The following is a 14163-nucleotide window of genomic DNA, read 5'->3' as shown; positions in this document are numbered from 1 at the left end:
CGGGCCCTAAAGTGGTGCACATGGCCTTAACTCCACGGCATACGCCACCCACCACCATCGCCGCGCGCCGGTCCCGGTCGCCCAGACCGGCCCGCCCGTCCGCCGCCGAGGCGAACGAGGCGATACGGGCCCTTGTCGACGCGCGGGCCGGACAGGACTGGTCCTCCGTGGAGTCCGCCGCCTACGAGGTCCTGCTGATCGAGTGGGCGGCCGCGACCCGGGGCGGTGCCGGCGACATCATCGAGGCCGCCTGACCGCACCCGGGCCGCGGGCCCGCACATCCCTACGCGCCGTATCCCTCCCGCAGTTCGATCTTCCGGACCTTCCCGCTGACCGTCATCGGGAAGCTCTCCAGGATCCGGAGCCCGCGCGGGATCTTGTAGTGCGCCAACTGCTCGCGGCAGTGCTCGGTCACCTCGTCCAGGCTCGGCGGGTCCGCCGGGTCCTTGGGGATGACGCAGGCCAGGACCTCCTCCCCGTAGGTGTCGTCCGGCACTCCCACCACCTGCACGTCCGCGATCTTCGGGTGGCCGTGGAGGAACTCCTCGACCTCCCTCGGATAGACGTTCTCGCCGCCCCGGATGATCACGTCCTTGATCCGGCCGACGATCTCCACGTAGCCGTCCTGCCGCATCACCGCGAGGTCCCCGGTGTGCATCCACCGGCCCGCATCGATCACCTGCGCGGTGCGCTCGGGATTCTCCCAGTAGCCGAGCATCACGCTGTAGCCTCGGGTGCACAGTTCGCCCGCGGCGCCACGCTCCAGGGTCACCCCGGTGACCGGATCGACGACCTTGACCTCCAGGTGCGGCATGACACGGCCGACCGTGCCGGTACGGCGTTCCAGGTCGTCGTCCCGGCGGGTCTGGGTGGAGACCGGCGAGGTCTCCGTCATGCCGTAGCAGATGGACACCTCGTCCATGTGCATCTCGGCGACGACCCGTTTCATCACCTCGACCGGACACGGTGATCCGGCCATGATGCCGGTGCGCAGCGAGGACAGGTCGTACGAGGCGAAATTCGGAAGGTTCAGCTCCGCGATGAACATCGTGGGGACGCCGTAGAGCGAGGTGCAGCGCTCCTGCTCGACGGCCGCCAGCACGGCGGCCGGCTCGAAGGCGGGGGCCGGGATGACGATGCAGGCGCCGTGCGAGGTGATCCCGAGATTGCCCATGACCATGCCGAAGCAGTGGTAGAAGGGGACCGGCAGGCAGACCCGGTCCTGTTCGGTGTAGGCGATCAGCTCCCCGACGAAGTAGCCGTTGTTGAGGATGCTGTGGTGCGAGAGCGTGGCGCCCTTGGGGAAGCCGGTGGTGCCGGAGGTGTACTGGATGTTGATCGGGTCGTCGCAGGACAGCTCGGCTTCCCGGGCGGCGAGCCGGTCCACCGTCACGGAGGGGGCCGCGGCAAGGAGTTCGTCCCAGGACGGATCGCCGATGTAGTGCACGGCGCGCAGCGCGGGACAGTCGGCGCGGACCTTGCCGACCAGGGCACGGTAGTCACTGGTGCGGTGCGAGAGCGAGGAGATCAGGAGCGATACCCCGGCCTGGTTGAGCACGTACTTCAGCTCGTGCGCCCGGTAGGCCGGGTTGATGTTGACCATGACGGCGCCGATCCGGGCAGTGGCGTACTGCGTGAGCACCCACTCGGGGCAGTTGACCGCCCAGATCCCGACCCGGTCCCCCTTGGCGATGCCGGACCCCATCAGGGCGCGGGCCAGTTCGTCGACGGCGGCGCCGAACTCGGTGTACGTCCAGCGCCGTCCCGAGGAGACGTCGACGAGCGCCTCGCGGTCGCCGAACGCCTCGACGGCACGGTCGAGATTGCGCCCGATCGTGTCGCCGAGCAGCGCCGTGGTGCCGGTGCCGTGGGCGTAGGACAGTTCGGTCATCGCAGGTCCCCCTCGTCGTACTCGGTGCCGGTGCCCTGCGCAGTGCGCTCCCGCAGCTCGATGCGGCGGATCTTGCCGGAGACGGTCTTGGGCAGCTCGGCGAACTCCAGCTTGCGGACCCGCTTGTACGGGGCGAGGACCGACCGGGAGTGGTCGAACAGCACCTTGGCGGTGTCGGGGCCGGGCTCCCAGCCCTCGGCGAGCACGACGTACGCCTTCGGCACCGCGAGCCGCACCGGATCGGGGGCCGGGACGACCGCGGCCTCGGCGACCGCCTCGTGCTCCAGCAGGGCGCTCTCCAGCTCGAACGGCGAGATCTTGTAATCGGACGCCTTGAAGACGTCGTCGGCCCGGCCGACGTAGGTGATGTAGCCGTCCGCGTCGCGGGAGCCGATGTCGCCGGTGCGGTAGTAGCCGCCCGCCATCGCGTCCGCGGTCCGGTCCGGGTCGCCGTGGTAGCCGGTCATCAGCCCCACCGGGCGTTCCGACAGATCGAGGGAGATCTCGCCCTCGGTGGCGCCGGGCTCGCCGGTGACCGGGTCGAGGAGTTCGATCCGGAAGCCCGGGCTGGGCCGTCCCATCGACCCGGCCTTCAGCAGCTGGCCCGGTGTGTTGGCGACCTGCACGGAGGTCTCGGTCTGGCCGAAGCCGTCGCGGATGGTGACGCCCCAGACGCGCCGCACCGTCTCGATGACCTCGGGGTTCAGCGGTTCCCCGGCGGCCACGACCTCGCGCGGCGGGTTCTTCAGCTCGGAGAGATCGGCCTGGATGAGCATCCGCCAGACAGTGGGCGGGGCACAGAAGCTGGTGACGCCGGCGCGGTCCATCTCGGCCATCAGCCTGGCCGCGTCGAAGCGGGTGTAGTTGAAGATGAAGACGGTCGCCTCGGCGGTCCAGGGGGCGAAGAGGTTCGACCAGGCGTGCTTGGCCCAGCCGGGCGAGGAGATGTTGAGGTGCACGTCGCCGGGCTTGAGGCCGATCCAGTACATCGTCGACAAGTGGCCCACCGGGTACGAGACATGGGTGTGCTCGACGAGCTTGGGGCTGGCGGTCGTGCCGGAGGTGAAATAGAGCATCAGCGGCTCGTCGGCGTCCGTCTCGCGATCCGCCCGGTAGGTCCGCGGCTGGTCGTCGGCGCCGGTGTACGAGCGCCAGCCGGGCACCTGTGCGCCGACGGCGATCCGGGTGTAGGTGCCGGGCACCTCGTCGAACTTGGTGGTGTCGGCGTCGCGCACCAGGACGTGGCGGACCCGGCCGCGCTCCACCCGGTCCCGCAGGTCGACCGGACCCAGGAGCGGGGTGGCCGGGATGACGACGGCGCGCAGCTTCATCGCGGCGAGGGCGGTCTCCCACAGCTCGACCTGGTTGCCGAGCATGACGAGGATCCGGTCTCCGGCCCGCACCCCCTGTGCGCGCAGCCAGTTCGCCACCTGGCCGGAGCGCTCGGACATCCGGGCGAAGGAGACCTCGGTACGGGTCCCGTCCTCCTCCACGATGTGCAGCGCGGTGCGGTCGTTGTTCTCCGCGATGGCGTCGAACCAGTCGAGCGCCCAGTTGAAATGGTCGGTCCGGGGCCAGCGGAAGCCTTCGTAGGCCGCGTGGTAGTCCTCGCGGTGCCGCAGCAGAAAGTCCCGGGCGGCCCGGAACGTCTCCGTCGCGTTGGTTGCCGACATGTGCCCTCCTCATTGCGGACCGGACCGGTCGCTTAACATGATGTAAACAGTGACCCAGGTCTCACCACCCCCGAACGGGGGTGCGCCGGACCGGGCCGCCGAGCCCTCGGGGCCGGGCAAGAGAGGCGTCAGCGTGCCGGAATCCGTCGATGCGATCGAGATGCAGTCGGCCCTGTTGCGGCTGCGCCGGACCAGTGGGCTGCCGGTGGCCTTCGGCGGGCTGCTCTCGGACGCCCGCCATGCCCGGATCGCCGAACTGAACGGTGCCCAGACCGCCGTCCTGCGCGGGCTCGTCATCTCGGCGGGCAGCGGCCTGGGCGGCAAGTCGATCGCCCTGTCCCGGCCGTGCGCCGTGACCGACTACCGCTCCTCGCGCCACATCAGCCACGAGTACGACATGGCGGTCGCGGCGGAGGGACTGCGCTCGGTGGTCGCGGTGCCCGTCGTCGTGCGGCGCAAGGTGCGCGGTCTGCTGTACGGGGCTCTGCGCGAGCCGATCGCGCTGGGGGACCGGACGTTCGACGCCGCGGTGGCCGCCGCCCGCGATGTGGAGCAGTCCCTGGTCGTACGGGACGAGGTCCAGCAGTTGCTGTCCGTGACACGGGAGCAGGTCATGGACCCGAGCGCGGCCCCGGAGGCGTGGGAGGACGTCCGCGAGGCCCACCGCGAGCTGCGTGCCCTGGTCCCGAAGGTCGTCGACCCCGCGCTGCGCGACGAGCTGCTCTCGGTGTGCGAGCGACTCGCCTCCGCGGCCGGGCACCGTACGCCGCAGGCGGGCACGGTGCGGCTGGCGCCGCGTGAGGTGGACGTACTTGCCTGTGTGGCGGCGGGGGCGACGAACGCGGTGGCGGCGGACCGGCTCGCGCTGCGGCCCGAGACGGTGAAGGGGTATCTGCGCTCGGCGATGCGCAAGCTGGGGGCGCACACCCGCCTGGAGGCGGTGGTCGCGGCACGGCGCGCGGGACTGCTCCCCTGAACGCTGCCGGACCACGACGGCGAGGCCCGTGCCGACCGCACGACGTCCCGTGCCGACCGCACGACGTCCCGGCCCGACCGCACGACGTCCCGGCCGTGCCCCGGTCGGCGGCCCGGGGCACGCCCTGGGCCGGTGCCTCGCGGTGTACCGCGCTCAGGACCCGGCGACCCGCCGTGCCGGCGTGGCACGGCCCAGTGCGCGCGGGGACAGCACCGCGGGCCCGGCGGGGTTCTTCTTCACGACCATGGACGGCACGCTACGTGGGCTTGCGGACACTTTCGGTCCGCGATGCGGGACGCCCCGGGCCCGCCATGCCGCCGCGCCGCGGGACCCGGGATCGCGACCCTCCCGCCCGCATCATGGGCGGGTGATCAGTGTCCTGTTCGCCGTCCTCACCGCGTTCAGCAACGGTGCGGCGTCCGTGCTGCAGCGCCGGGCCGCCCGTGACGCCCCGGACAGCGAGGCGATGCGCCTGTCGCTGTTCGGGCACCTGTTGCGCCAGCGGGTGTGGCTGGCCGGCATCTGCCTGGTGGTCGTCGCAGCCGTCTGCCAGGCCGTGGCACTGGCCACCGGGCCGATCGCCGTGGTCCAGCCGATCTTCGTGATCGAGCTGCCGTTCGCGCTGCTGCTGGCGGGGTTCGCCATGCGGGTACGGCTGCCCGGGTCCCTCTGGTACTCGGTGGCCGCCATGACCGCGGGCCTGGCCCTGGGCATGGCGTCGGCGGCCCCGGGCGGCGGCGCCGCCTCCGTGCGGGGCGCCGTCTGGGTGCCGGCGCTGATCCTCACCGGAATCTTCGAGGCCGTGCTCATCGGTGCCGCGCTCGGCACCCGGGGCAACGCCCGGGGCGCGCTGCTCGGTCTCGCCGCCGCGTGCGGGTACGCGCTGACGGCGGCCCTCATGAAGGACGCGATGGCGCGACTGGAGGGTGGCGGAGGCGCAATGGCGCTGCTGACGTCCTGGCAGTTGTACGCCACCGCGGCGGCCGGGGTGGGGGCGTTGTTCCTCCTCCAGAACGCCCTCCAGGCGGGCATGCTGGTCGCGGTCCAGCCACCACTGACCCTGGGGGACGCGCTGATCAGCGTCCTGTACGGGGTGATGCTCTTCGGCGAGCACCTGCGCACCGGATGGTGGTTGGTGCCGGAACTTGTCGCGATCGCCCTGATCGCGGTGGGCAGCGTCGACCTGGCGCGCTCCCCGCTCGCCTCCGGGACGGCGCCGCTGCCCCCGCGTCGGCGCCGTTGAACCGGGCGGGCGATTCGGGACCGAGTCGCGCTCCGCGACCGCACAGGCTATCCTCCGGGCGAGCCATGTGTGGCGACGGGCAAGGGGCCCGGTTTCTTTTTTGGGGGTTGGTGTGGTTTCTGGTCGCGTGGTGCGATTCGACAGCACTCGGGGATACGGTTTCATCGCGCCGGATCATGGCGGCGAGGATGTCTTTCTCCATGTGAACGACATGTTGATCCCGGAGTCCTACGTGCATACCGGCACGGCGGTGGAGTTCGAGATCGAGGACGGTGACCGCGGGCTCAAGGCCTCGTCCGTCAGACTCGCCGAAGGGGCCGACGGCAAGCCGCTGACCCCTCCGCGGACCGCGGCGGGTCAGTCCTCCGGATCGGCGGACGACGACACCCTGTGCGATGTGCTCAGCGCAGCCGCGTTCACCAAGGAGGTGACCGAGATCCTGCTGGACTCCACCCCGTCGTTGACGGGCACTCAGATCCTGCAGGTCCGGGGCGCGTTGCTCCAGTTCGCGAAGAACCACGGGTGGACCGAGGGCTGACGGCGGCGCACCCACCGGGGTGCACGCACCGGGACGGGCGTACGTCGTGCCGCGCGCGGCGGCGTCCGGTCCCGCACTCACGGCGAGGGCCCGTCCGGAGGTGATCCTCCGGGCGGGCCCTCGGTGTGTCAGCCGCTCGGTTCACGCACCACCAGTGGCGTTCCGAGTACCTGGTGCCCACCGCTGGCCAGCATGCGCACCTCTCCCCGGTCACTGATCTCGGCGCGGACGATGCCGGTCTCGTCCTCGTAGATGGGGTACCCGCCCGCGCCCGACTGTGTCGTGCGCCGGACGGTGACCGTGTCGTCCTCCACGGCGAACGCCTGAAACACCAGCTCGTAGCTCTCCGGGTAGTCCATGGCGGTTCTCCCGAGTACCGATGATGGCAGGGCGTGCTTCACCCTCCGTCTCCATCGTCCCCCGAACCGATCGCCCGCGCCCGGGGGCGGTCCACCGCTGCGGACCCGCACCCGGTCCACTTATCCTGAACCCATACGAGCGCTTCGGTGCGCATATCCCATGTGAACCGCATGCACGACCCGTTTCACCCGAGTCGCGTGCCCGGCACGCACGGCCGGGATCCCCGGAACCGGGAAGGGACAGACCATGAAGGATGCCGAGATGGGGGACGACGTCTACCAGCCCCAGCAGCCGGAGGCATCCGACCTCATCGAGCAGCTCGACATCGAGGACACCCTCGACAACCGCGGGCTGACCGATCTGCTCGACGAGGGCTACTCGCCGCCCGAGCGGCCGTGGGCGGTGGAGGACCTGGGCACCACGGCGGCCGAGCAGCACAGCGGCGAGACCCTGGACAGCCGTCTGTCACGGGAACTCCCCGATGTCACCGAACCCGACGGCGACGGCCTGGGCGACCTCCCCGACGGGGACGGCGAGCTCCGGGACACGGAGGTCGGCGCGGTGCGTGCGGGCCGGCTCACCCGGCAGCTGGACATCGACGAGCCGGACACCCTGGCGGCCGAGGACGTCGGCATCGACGGGGCGGCGGCATCGGCCGAGGAAGCCGCTATGCACGTGGTCCCCGACCACCGGCTCTGAACGAACGGCCCCGGTGCCCCACCCTGCGGGCCCCGAGGCGATGGCCCCGTGATCCCGCAGCCGGTCGCTCCCCCATGACCTCACAGGTAATCGACGCACCGCCCCCCGCGGGAGATCGTGTTCCCCCAACGGCACACGGAGCCCGGCCCGAAGGCCGGGACGCCACGAGAGGAGCACACGATGACCGCACACGAGGACGCCGTCCGCCGCTACTTCGACGCCTGGAACGCGACCCCCGAGGACCTGGGGAAGGCGGTGGCAGCCGCCTTCACCGAGACCGTCGCGTACACCGACCCGGTGGCCGACGTGCGCGGCCACCGGGAGCTCGCGGCTGCCATCACCGGGGCCCACCAGCAGTTCCCCGGCTTCGTCTTCCGCCCGCTCGGCACCCCCGACGGACACCACGATCTCGTGCGCTTCGGCTGGGAACTGGTCGCCGCCGACGGCTCGGCACCCGTCGCCGGGTCGGACGTGATCGCCCTCGCCGACGACGGGCGCATCACCTCGGTCAGCGGCTTCCTCGACCGGGTCCCCACCGTCTGACCTGTGGCCGGAGCGGGCACACGCGTCCGGGCCGTCGAGAACCGCCGCGGTTCTCGACGGCCCGGCGCGCCTTCCGGGCCCCGCGGCCGACTCGGCGGGGCGGGTGACGCCGCTCCTCCCCCGAACTCCCTTCCCGCGCCCGGCGCCTCCAGTACGCCGCCGCGATGTACGGAATTCACTCCTGATGTCTTGTCAAGGCTGGTTCTACGCGCATAGCTTTTGCCCTCACCAGACTTCGGGAGCAGTCCACCGTGCACATATCCAGACCCCGTTCCGTCCTGTTGGCCGGCGCCGTCGTCGTGACGCTGTCGGCCACCGCGCTGCCCGCCGCCCTCGCGGCCCCGTCCTCGACCGCCGTGATCTCCGAGGTGTACGGCGGCGGAGGCAATGCGGGTGCGTCCCTCACCCGCGACTTCGTCGAACTCGCCAACGCCGGCACCGCCGCGTACGACCTGTCGGGCTACAGCGTGCAGTATCTGCCCGCCGCCCCCTCGGCCGGATCGCTGTGGCAGGTGTCCGCGCTGACCGGGTCCCTCGCCCCCGGCGGCCGCTATCTCGTCGCCCAGGCCGCGGGGACCGGCGGCACCGCCGCCCTGCCGACTCCGGACGCCACCGGCACGATCGCCATGTCGGCCACCGGCGGCACCGTCGCCCTGGTGTCCGGCACCACCCCGCTGAGCTGCAAGACGGCCGCCGACTGCGCGGCCGACACCCGGGTCGTGGACCTCGTCGGCTACGGCGCCGCCGTCGTGCGGGAGGGCAGCGGTCCGGCCGCCGGGGCCTCGAACACCACCTCGGTGGCGCGCGCGGCGTCCCTCGCCGACACCGACGACAACGCCGCGGACTTCGCCGCGGGCGCCCCGACTCCGGTCAACGCGGCCGGCGAGACCTCCGGCGGAACCGGGCCCACCGACCCCGGTGGCCCGACCGAGCCCGGCACCGTCCGGATCCACGACATCCAGGGCACCACCCGGGTGTCGCCGCTGAACGGACGGCAGGTGACGGGGGTGCCCGGCATCGTCACCGCCGTCCGGGCCACCGGTTCGCGCGGCTTCTGGATCCAGGACCCCGTGCCGGACGCGGACCCCCGCACCAGCGAGGGCGTGTTCGTCTTCACCGGCTCCACCGCACCCGGCGTCGCCGTGGGCGACTCGGTGCTGGTCAGCGGCAAGGTGGACGAGTACTACCCGTCGACGACCAGCCAGTCGATCACGGAGATCACCGCCCCGAGGACGACGGTCCTGTCGTCGGGCAACGCACTGCCCGAGGCGGTGGTGCTGGACGCGGCCTCGGTGCCCGACGCCTACGTTCCGTCGGCGGGCGGCGGCTCGATCGACGCGCTCGCGCTCCAGCCGTCGGTGTACGCCCTCGACCTGTACGAGTCGCTCGAAGGCACCCGCGTCCGCATCGCCGACACCCGGGTGACGGGCGCCACGAACACGTACGGCGAAGTCTGGGTGACCGTCAAGCCGGACGAGAACCGGACCCGGCGCGGCGGCACGCTGTACGCCTCGTACGAGGACCAGAACACCGGTCGCATCAAGGTGATGTCGCTCGACGGCAACCGACCGGTCCCCACCGCGAACGTCGGCGACGTGCTCTCCGGCACCACCACCGGCGTCATGGACTACGCGTCGTACGGCGGCTACAGCCTCCAGGCCACCGAGCTCGGCACGCGCACCGACAAGCGTCTGCGGCGCGAGGTCACCCGCAAGCAGAAGGGCGGCGAGCTCGCCGTGGCCACGTACAACGTGGAGAACCTCGACGCGCTGGACGAGCAGACGAAGTTCGACACGCTCGCCGAGGGAATCGCCGTCAACCTCTCCGCCCCGGACATCGTGTCGCTGGAGGAGATCCAGGACGACAACGGCGCGGTGAACGACGGCACGGTCGGCTCCGAGGCCACGCTGAAGCGGTTCACCGACGCGATCGTCGCCGCGGGCGGCCCCCGTTACGCCTGGCGGTACATCGCCCCCGAGAACAACAAGGACGGCGGCGAACCCGGCGGCAACATCCGCAACGTCTTCCTCTTCAACCCCAAGCGGGTCGACTTCGTGGACCGTGCGGGCGGCGACGCGACGACCGCCGTCGCCGCGGTGCGGACGAAGAAGGGGGTCGCGCTCTCGGTGTCGCCCGGCCGGATCACCCCGAACAGCGACGCCTGGGCCGACAGCCGCAAGCCGCTCGTCGGCGAGTTCCGCTTCCGCGGCAAGCCGGTCTTCGTGATCGGCAACCACTTCGCGTCCAAGGGCGGCGACCAACCCCTGCACGGCCGGTACCAGGAGCCGCGGCGGAGCTCGGAGACCAAGCGCGTGCAGCAGGCGACGGAGGTCAACACCTTCGTCAAGTCGCTGCTGGCGGCGGACGACTCGGCCCGCGTCATCGCGCTCGGCGACCTGAACGACTTCGCGTTCTCACCGACGGTGAACGCGCTGACCAGCGGCAAGGTGCTCAAGCCACTGATCGGCACGCTGCCGACGAACGAACGGTACAGCTATGTGTACGACGGCAACTCGCAGACGCTGGACCACATCCTGACCAGCCCCGGCATCCGTCGCTTCGACTACGACGTGGTGCACATCAACGCCGAGTTCGCCGACCAGGCGAGCGATCACGACCCGCAGATCGTGCGTGTGGACGTCGGCCCCCGACGTCCCGATCACGGCCACGGACGGCACTGACCTCCGGGAAGGCGTGAACACCGCAGCTCAGAAGGAGGGGGCGGCCGCCCGTCGGCCGCCCCCTCCCCCGTCAGGCCCCGGCGGTCACGCCCTCGGCACCGGGCGCGCGCCGCGTACCGGCTGGTGCGGGAGGGCCGCCAGTCCCGGCGCCGCGTCCAGCGGGCGGTCGGTGAAGAAGCGGGCGACGAGATCGGCGACGTCGTCCGGGCGTTCCAGGACCACCCAGTGGTCGGACTCCCCGATCGTGACGAACCTGCTGCCCTCGATCGTGGCGGCGAAGGCGCGTTGCCGCTCGGGCGAGGTGACCGTGTCGTGCTCGCCCGCGAAGACGAGGGCGGGAACACCGCTCAACCCGCCGGAGAAGTCCGGCCGGTGTTCCAGCGGACGCAGCAGCGAACGGGCGGCGTGCGGCGAATGGGCAAGGGCGTGCAGGAAGGAACGCCGCACATAGCGCTGGGCCAGCTCCCGGCGGTGGACGGGCCGTTCCGGGTCCTGGCACATCAGTGCCGCGGCGGCCAACGCGGCCAGGCCCGCCATGTCGTCGGCCGCGAGCCGGTCGACGGCCCGGCGCCACTCGTCCCGCTGGCCGTCGCCGATGTGGGAGGGAACCCCGCCGAGGACCAGCCGGGCGATCCGGCCGGGGTGGTGCCGGGCGCAGCCGAAGGCGATCGAGGTGCCGTAGGAGAACCCGAACAGGTTGACCTTCGGTGCGCCGAGGTCGTCGATGATGCCGCTGACGGCCTCGCGCAGGAGGTCGTCGTCCGCCCCCGCCGGGAGCGGGTCCGCCTCGCCCATGCCCGGCAGGTCGGCGGTGACGACGGAGGCGAGCGGTCCCAGGTGGTCGTCCATCTGGGGCCAGCCGTGGATCCCCTGGAGCGCGCCGCCGAGGACGACGACCGGCTCGGTGCGCGGAACGGGCTGTGTCAGGACGCGGTAGCGGTAGCGCAGTCCGCGCACCGACAGGGTCCGGATGATCTCCTCGGCCATGACGGTTCCTCGTTTCCGGGTCAGGCTCTGGTGAGGACGAGTGCGGCGTTGTGACCGCCGAATCCGAGCGAGGTCTTGACCGCCGCATCGAACATCGCGGGGCGGGCCTCCTTGCGCACCACGTCGATCGGGATGCCGGGGTCGGGGGCGTCGAGGTTCACGGTGGGAGGCACGAGCTGTCGCTCCAGCGCCAGCGCAGTGAGCGCGGTCTCGATCCCGCCTGCGGCGCCGAGGGTGTGTCCGGTCATCGCCTTGGTGGAGGTGACCAGCGCGTGCTCGCCGAGGACCCGGCGCAGCATGGTCGCCTCGATGAGGTCGTTGGAGACGGTCGAGGTGCCGTGGGCGTTGACGTGGCCGATGTCGGCGGCGTCGACTCCGGCGTCCGCGAGGGCGGTGCGCAGCGCGCGTTCGATGCCGCGTCCCTCGGGGTCCGGGGCGACGGCGGAGTGGGCGTCGCTGGACGCCCCGTATCCGGCGACATGGGCGCGGACGGTGGCGCCGCGGGCCCGTGCGTGCTCCGGGTGTTCCAGTACGAGGAGCCCGGCACCCTCGCCGATGACGAAGCCGTCGCGGTGGGTGTCGAACGGGCGGCACGCCGCCCCGGGGTCGTCGCGCCGGGTCGAGACGGCCTTCAACTGGCAGGCGCTGGCGACCAGTAGGCGGGAGCAGACCGATTCCGCGCCGCCCGCGACGACGATGTCGCAGGCACCGGCCCGGAGCATCTGGTGGGCGGTGCCGATGGCGACCGTGCCGGAGGAGCACGCGGTGGAGACGGCCTGGCTCGGGCCGTGGGCGCCGAGAGCGGTGGCGACGCTGCTGGCCGCGCCGTTGACCACGGTGAGCGGGGCGAGTTTCGGGGAGACGCGGCGTGCCCCGCGCTCGGTGAGGACGGTGTGCTGTTCGTCGTAGAACGGCAGGCCGCCGTGCGCGGAACCGATGACGACGGCGACCCGTGCGCCGTCCCAGGCCGAGGGATCGAGGCCGGCGTCCGCGACGGCCTCGCGGGCGGCGAGGACGGCGAGTTGCGAGAAGCGGTCCATCAGCCGGGCGACGGCGACCCCCAGCCGGGCCCGGACGTCGAGGCCGGTGATGGTGTACATGAAGTCGCAGGGCAGGCCGTCGAGTTCGGGTCTGCGCAGGACGCCGGGCGCGGTGTCGGCCTCGGTGACCGTGCGCCAGGTGGCGTCGGTCCCGGTGCCCGCCGCGGTGACCAGGCCGATCCCGGTGACCGCGGCGGCGAACGGGGCGGGGCGCCCCGGACGGGCCGTCACGCGGCGGCCTTCCGGTGCACGGCGGCCACGAGTTCGGCGACGGTGTCGCGCGAGGTGAGCGGCACGTCGTCCAGGTCGATGTCCAGCCGGTCCTCGATGAGGAGCCGCAGTTCCTCCAGGGCGAGGGAATCCAGTCTGAGTTGACGGAGCGACACATCGGGCCGGATGGCCCCGGGGTCGGCCCCGAAGTTGGCGACCAGCAAGGTGTTGATCTCTTTCGCCGTGCTCATGCGGCACTCCTGCGCTCTCGTACGCGGTGACGCCCTGCCGCGTGAGGGTTGAGTGCCATTCGGGGACGCCGGCCGGTCCGGAGGAACCCTTTATACGCCTTCGCGAAGGAGGTTCCGTTCCGCGTTCCCCCGTGCGGAGGGCTGTCGTCCAGGCGTGCGATTCCGGCGGTCGCCGACGAGCGGGGCGCGGGAGGGTGCGGAGGTGGAAACAGGGACGCAGGGGGAACCGTCGAAGGCCGAACGGCCCCCTCCCGCCCAGCCCTTCGGCCCCGACGTCCGGAATCCGGCCCCTCCCGCCGACGGGATTTCGCCCCTAGACTCCGCGATCATGACGACGCATATACCGACGGATGCCGCCGGAACCGGTGAACCCGCGCTCTTTCCGATCATGTCCACCATGCGCGCCATGCGCCGCCTCAAGCCGGACCCGCTGCCGGACGAGACGCTGGAGCGGCTCGTGCAGGCCGCGGTGTGGGGGCCGAGCGGCGGCAACATGCAGCGCTACGAGTACGTGGTGGTGACGGACCGCGAGGTGATGGCCCGTCTCGCGCCGCTGTGGAAGCGGTGCGTGGACGCGTACCTGGCGACCACCGGGAAGTTGGCCCCCGAGGGCATGGACGATGCCGCGTACGGGCGGATGGTCGCCGCGATCGAGTACCAGCGCGACAATTTCGCCGATACCCCGGCGCTGATCATTCCCTGCTACCGGTTCCCCGATCCCCGGGTGGACGAGGAGGGGTTGCGGGCGTCGGCGCGGGCACTCGGCCCGGCCGGGACCGAGCACATGGCGAACGTCCGGACCCGGTTCCAGGCGCTCGCCGAGGGATCGTGCGTCTACCCGGGCGTGCAGAACCTGCTGCTGGCGGCGCGAGCGCTGGGGCTCGCGGCGAACATCACCATCTGGCACCTGATGCTGGAACAGGAGTGGAAGGCGGCGCTCGGCATTCCCGAGGACATGCACACCTTCGCGGTCGTTCCGGTCGGCCTGCCGCAGGGCAACTTCGGCCCGGTGCGGCGCCGTCCGGTGGCGGACGTCATCCACCGCGACCGCTGGTAGCGGCGCCCGTCCGG

Annotated in this window: 14 protein-coding genes; 8 read left to right on the top strand and 6 right to left on the bottom strand. The window is 71.8% G+C overall.

The annotated features are described in order from the left end of the window. Positions 1 to 20: 20 nt before the first annotated feature. Positions 21 to 254: a hypothetical protein gene (locus ACFC79_RS21445; RefSeq protein WP_376242384.1), complete on the top strand. Its 234-nt coding sequence runs from the start codon at positions 21 to 23 to the stop codon at positions 252 to 254. Positions 255 to 283: 29 nt separating this feature from the next. Here the strand turns inward: ACFC79_RS21445 and ACFC79_RS21440 are convergent, their stop codons facing one another. Then, positions 284 to 1891, bottom strand: coding sequence for an AMP-binding protein (locus tag ACFC79_RS21440; protein ID WP_376242382.1), 1608 nt, complete (start codon positions 1889 to 1891; stop codon positions 284 to 286). Further along, positions 1888 to 3564: an AMP-binding protein gene (locus tag ACFC79_RS21435; RefSeq protein ID WP_376242380.1), complete on the bottom strand. Its 1677-nt coding sequence runs from the start codon at positions 3562 to 3564 to the stop codon at positions 1888 to 1890. Before ACFC79_RS21435 ends, ACFC79_RS21440 begins: the two co-directional genes overlap by 4 nt. 133 nt (positions 3565 to 3697) lie before the next feature. Here ACFC79_RS21435 and ACFC79_RS21430 point away from each other — a divergent pair, with 133 nt between their 5' ends. The 3 genes from ACFC79_RS21430 to ACFC79_RS21420 all read left to right on the top strand — a co-directional run bounded on the left by ACFC79_RS21430 (position 3698) and on the right by ACFC79_RS21420 (position 6321). After that, positions 3698 to 4540: a response regulator transcription factor gene (locus tag ACFC79_RS21430; protein ID WP_376242379.1), complete on the top strand. Its 843-nt coding sequence runs from the start codon at positions 3698 to 3700 to the stop codon at positions 4538 to 4540. A 367-nt stretch (positions 4541 to 4907) separates the two neighbouring features. Then, positions 4908 to 5783: a DMT family transporter gene (locus ACFC79_RS21425; RefSeq protein ID WP_376242377.1), complete on the top strand. Its 876-nt coding sequence runs from the start codon at positions 4908 to 4910 to the stop codon at positions 5781 to 5783. Between the two features lie 112 nt (positions 5784 to 5895). After that, on the top strand, positions 5896 to 6321 hold the full coding sequence (locus ACFC79_RS21420; protein ID WP_376242375.1) for a cold-shock protein: 426 nt from the start codon (positions 5896 to 5898) through the stop codon (positions 6319 to 6321). Between the two features lie 128 nt (positions 6322 to 6449). On the opposite strand, the gene ACFC79_RS21415 is transcribed toward ACFC79_RS21420, so the two are convergent. Beyond that, the gene (locus ACFC79_RS21415) at positions 6450 to 6680 is read right to left on the bottom strand and encodes a DUF6296 family protein (protein ID WP_376242373.1); all 231 of its coding nucleotides are present in this window, start codon (positions 6678 to 6680) and stop codon (positions 6450 to 6452) included. A gap of 247 nt (positions 6681 to 6927) precedes the next feature. On the opposite strand from ACFC79_RS21415, the gene ACFC79_RS21410 reads away from it, so the two are divergent. From ACFC79_RS21410 to ACFC79_RS21400, 3 genes are all read left to right on the top strand, one after another. Beyond that, a complete protein-coding gene (locus ACFC79_RS21410) occupies positions 6928 to 7380 on the top strand; it encodes a DUF5709 domain-containing protein (RefSeq protein WP_376242371.1) in 453 nt (150 codons plus the stop codon). A 180-nt stretch (positions 7381 to 7560) separates the two neighbouring features. Beyond that, on the top strand, positions 7561 to 7923 hold the full coding sequence (locus tag ACFC79_RS21405) for a nuclear transport factor 2 family protein (protein ID WP_376242369.1): 363 nt from the start codon (positions 7561 to 7563) through the stop codon (positions 7921 to 7923). Positions 7924 to 8174: 251 nt separating this feature from the next. Further along, positions 8175 to 10604, top strand: coding sequence for an endonuclease/exonuclease/phosphatase family protein (locus ACFC79_RS21400; RefSeq protein WP_376242367.1), 2430 nt, complete (start codon positions 8175 to 8177; stop codon positions 10602 to 10604). An 84-nt stretch (positions 10605 to 10688) separates the two neighbouring features. Here ACFC79_RS21400 and ACFC79_RS21395 read toward each other — a convergent pair whose 3' ends face one another. From ACFC79_RS21395 to ACFC79_RS21385, 3 genes are read right to left on the bottom strand one after another with little or no spacing between them, the layout of a single operon-like run. Then, a complete protein-coding gene (locus tag ACFC79_RS21395) occupies positions 10689 to 11591 on the bottom strand; it encodes an alpha/beta fold hydrolase (protein ID WP_376242365.1) in 903 nt (300 codons plus the stop codon). Positions 11592 to 11611: 20 nt separating this feature from the next. After that, positions 11612 to 12862: a beta-ketoacyl-[acyl-carrier-protein] synthase family protein gene (locus tag ACFC79_RS21390; protein WP_376242363.1), complete on the bottom strand. Its 1251-nt coding sequence runs from the start codon at positions 12860 to 12862 to the stop codon at positions 11612 to 11614. Beyond that, positions 12859 to 13092 carry an acyl carrier protein gene (locus ACFC79_RS21385; RefSeq protein ID WP_376242361.1) on the bottom strand — a complete coding sequence of 78 codons (234 nt, stop codon included), beginning with the start codon at positions 13090 to 13092 and terminating at the stop codon, positions 12859 to 12861. The genes ACFC79_RS21390 and ACFC79_RS21385 overlap by 4 nt, the downstream gene beginning before the upstream one ends. A gap of 328 nt (positions 13093 to 13420) precedes the next feature. On the opposite strand from ACFC79_RS21385, the gene ACFC79_RS21380 reads away from it, so the two are divergent. Beyond that, a complete protein-coding gene (locus ACFC79_RS21380; RefSeq protein ID WP_376242359.1) occupies positions 13421 to 14149 on the top strand; it encodes a nitroreductase family protein in 729 nt (242 codons plus the stop codon). Positions 14150 to 14163: the final 14 nt, after the last annotated feature.

This window comes from Streptomyces sp. NPDC056061 (assembly GCF_042266885.1).
In the GTDB taxonomy this organism is placed as follows: domain Bacteria; phylum Actinomycetota; class Actinomycetes; order Streptomycetales; family Streptomycetaceae; genus Streptomyces.
The sequence above is the reverse complement of the archived record's forward strand: the minus strand, read 5'-3'. Positions and strand labels throughout refer to the sequence as shown.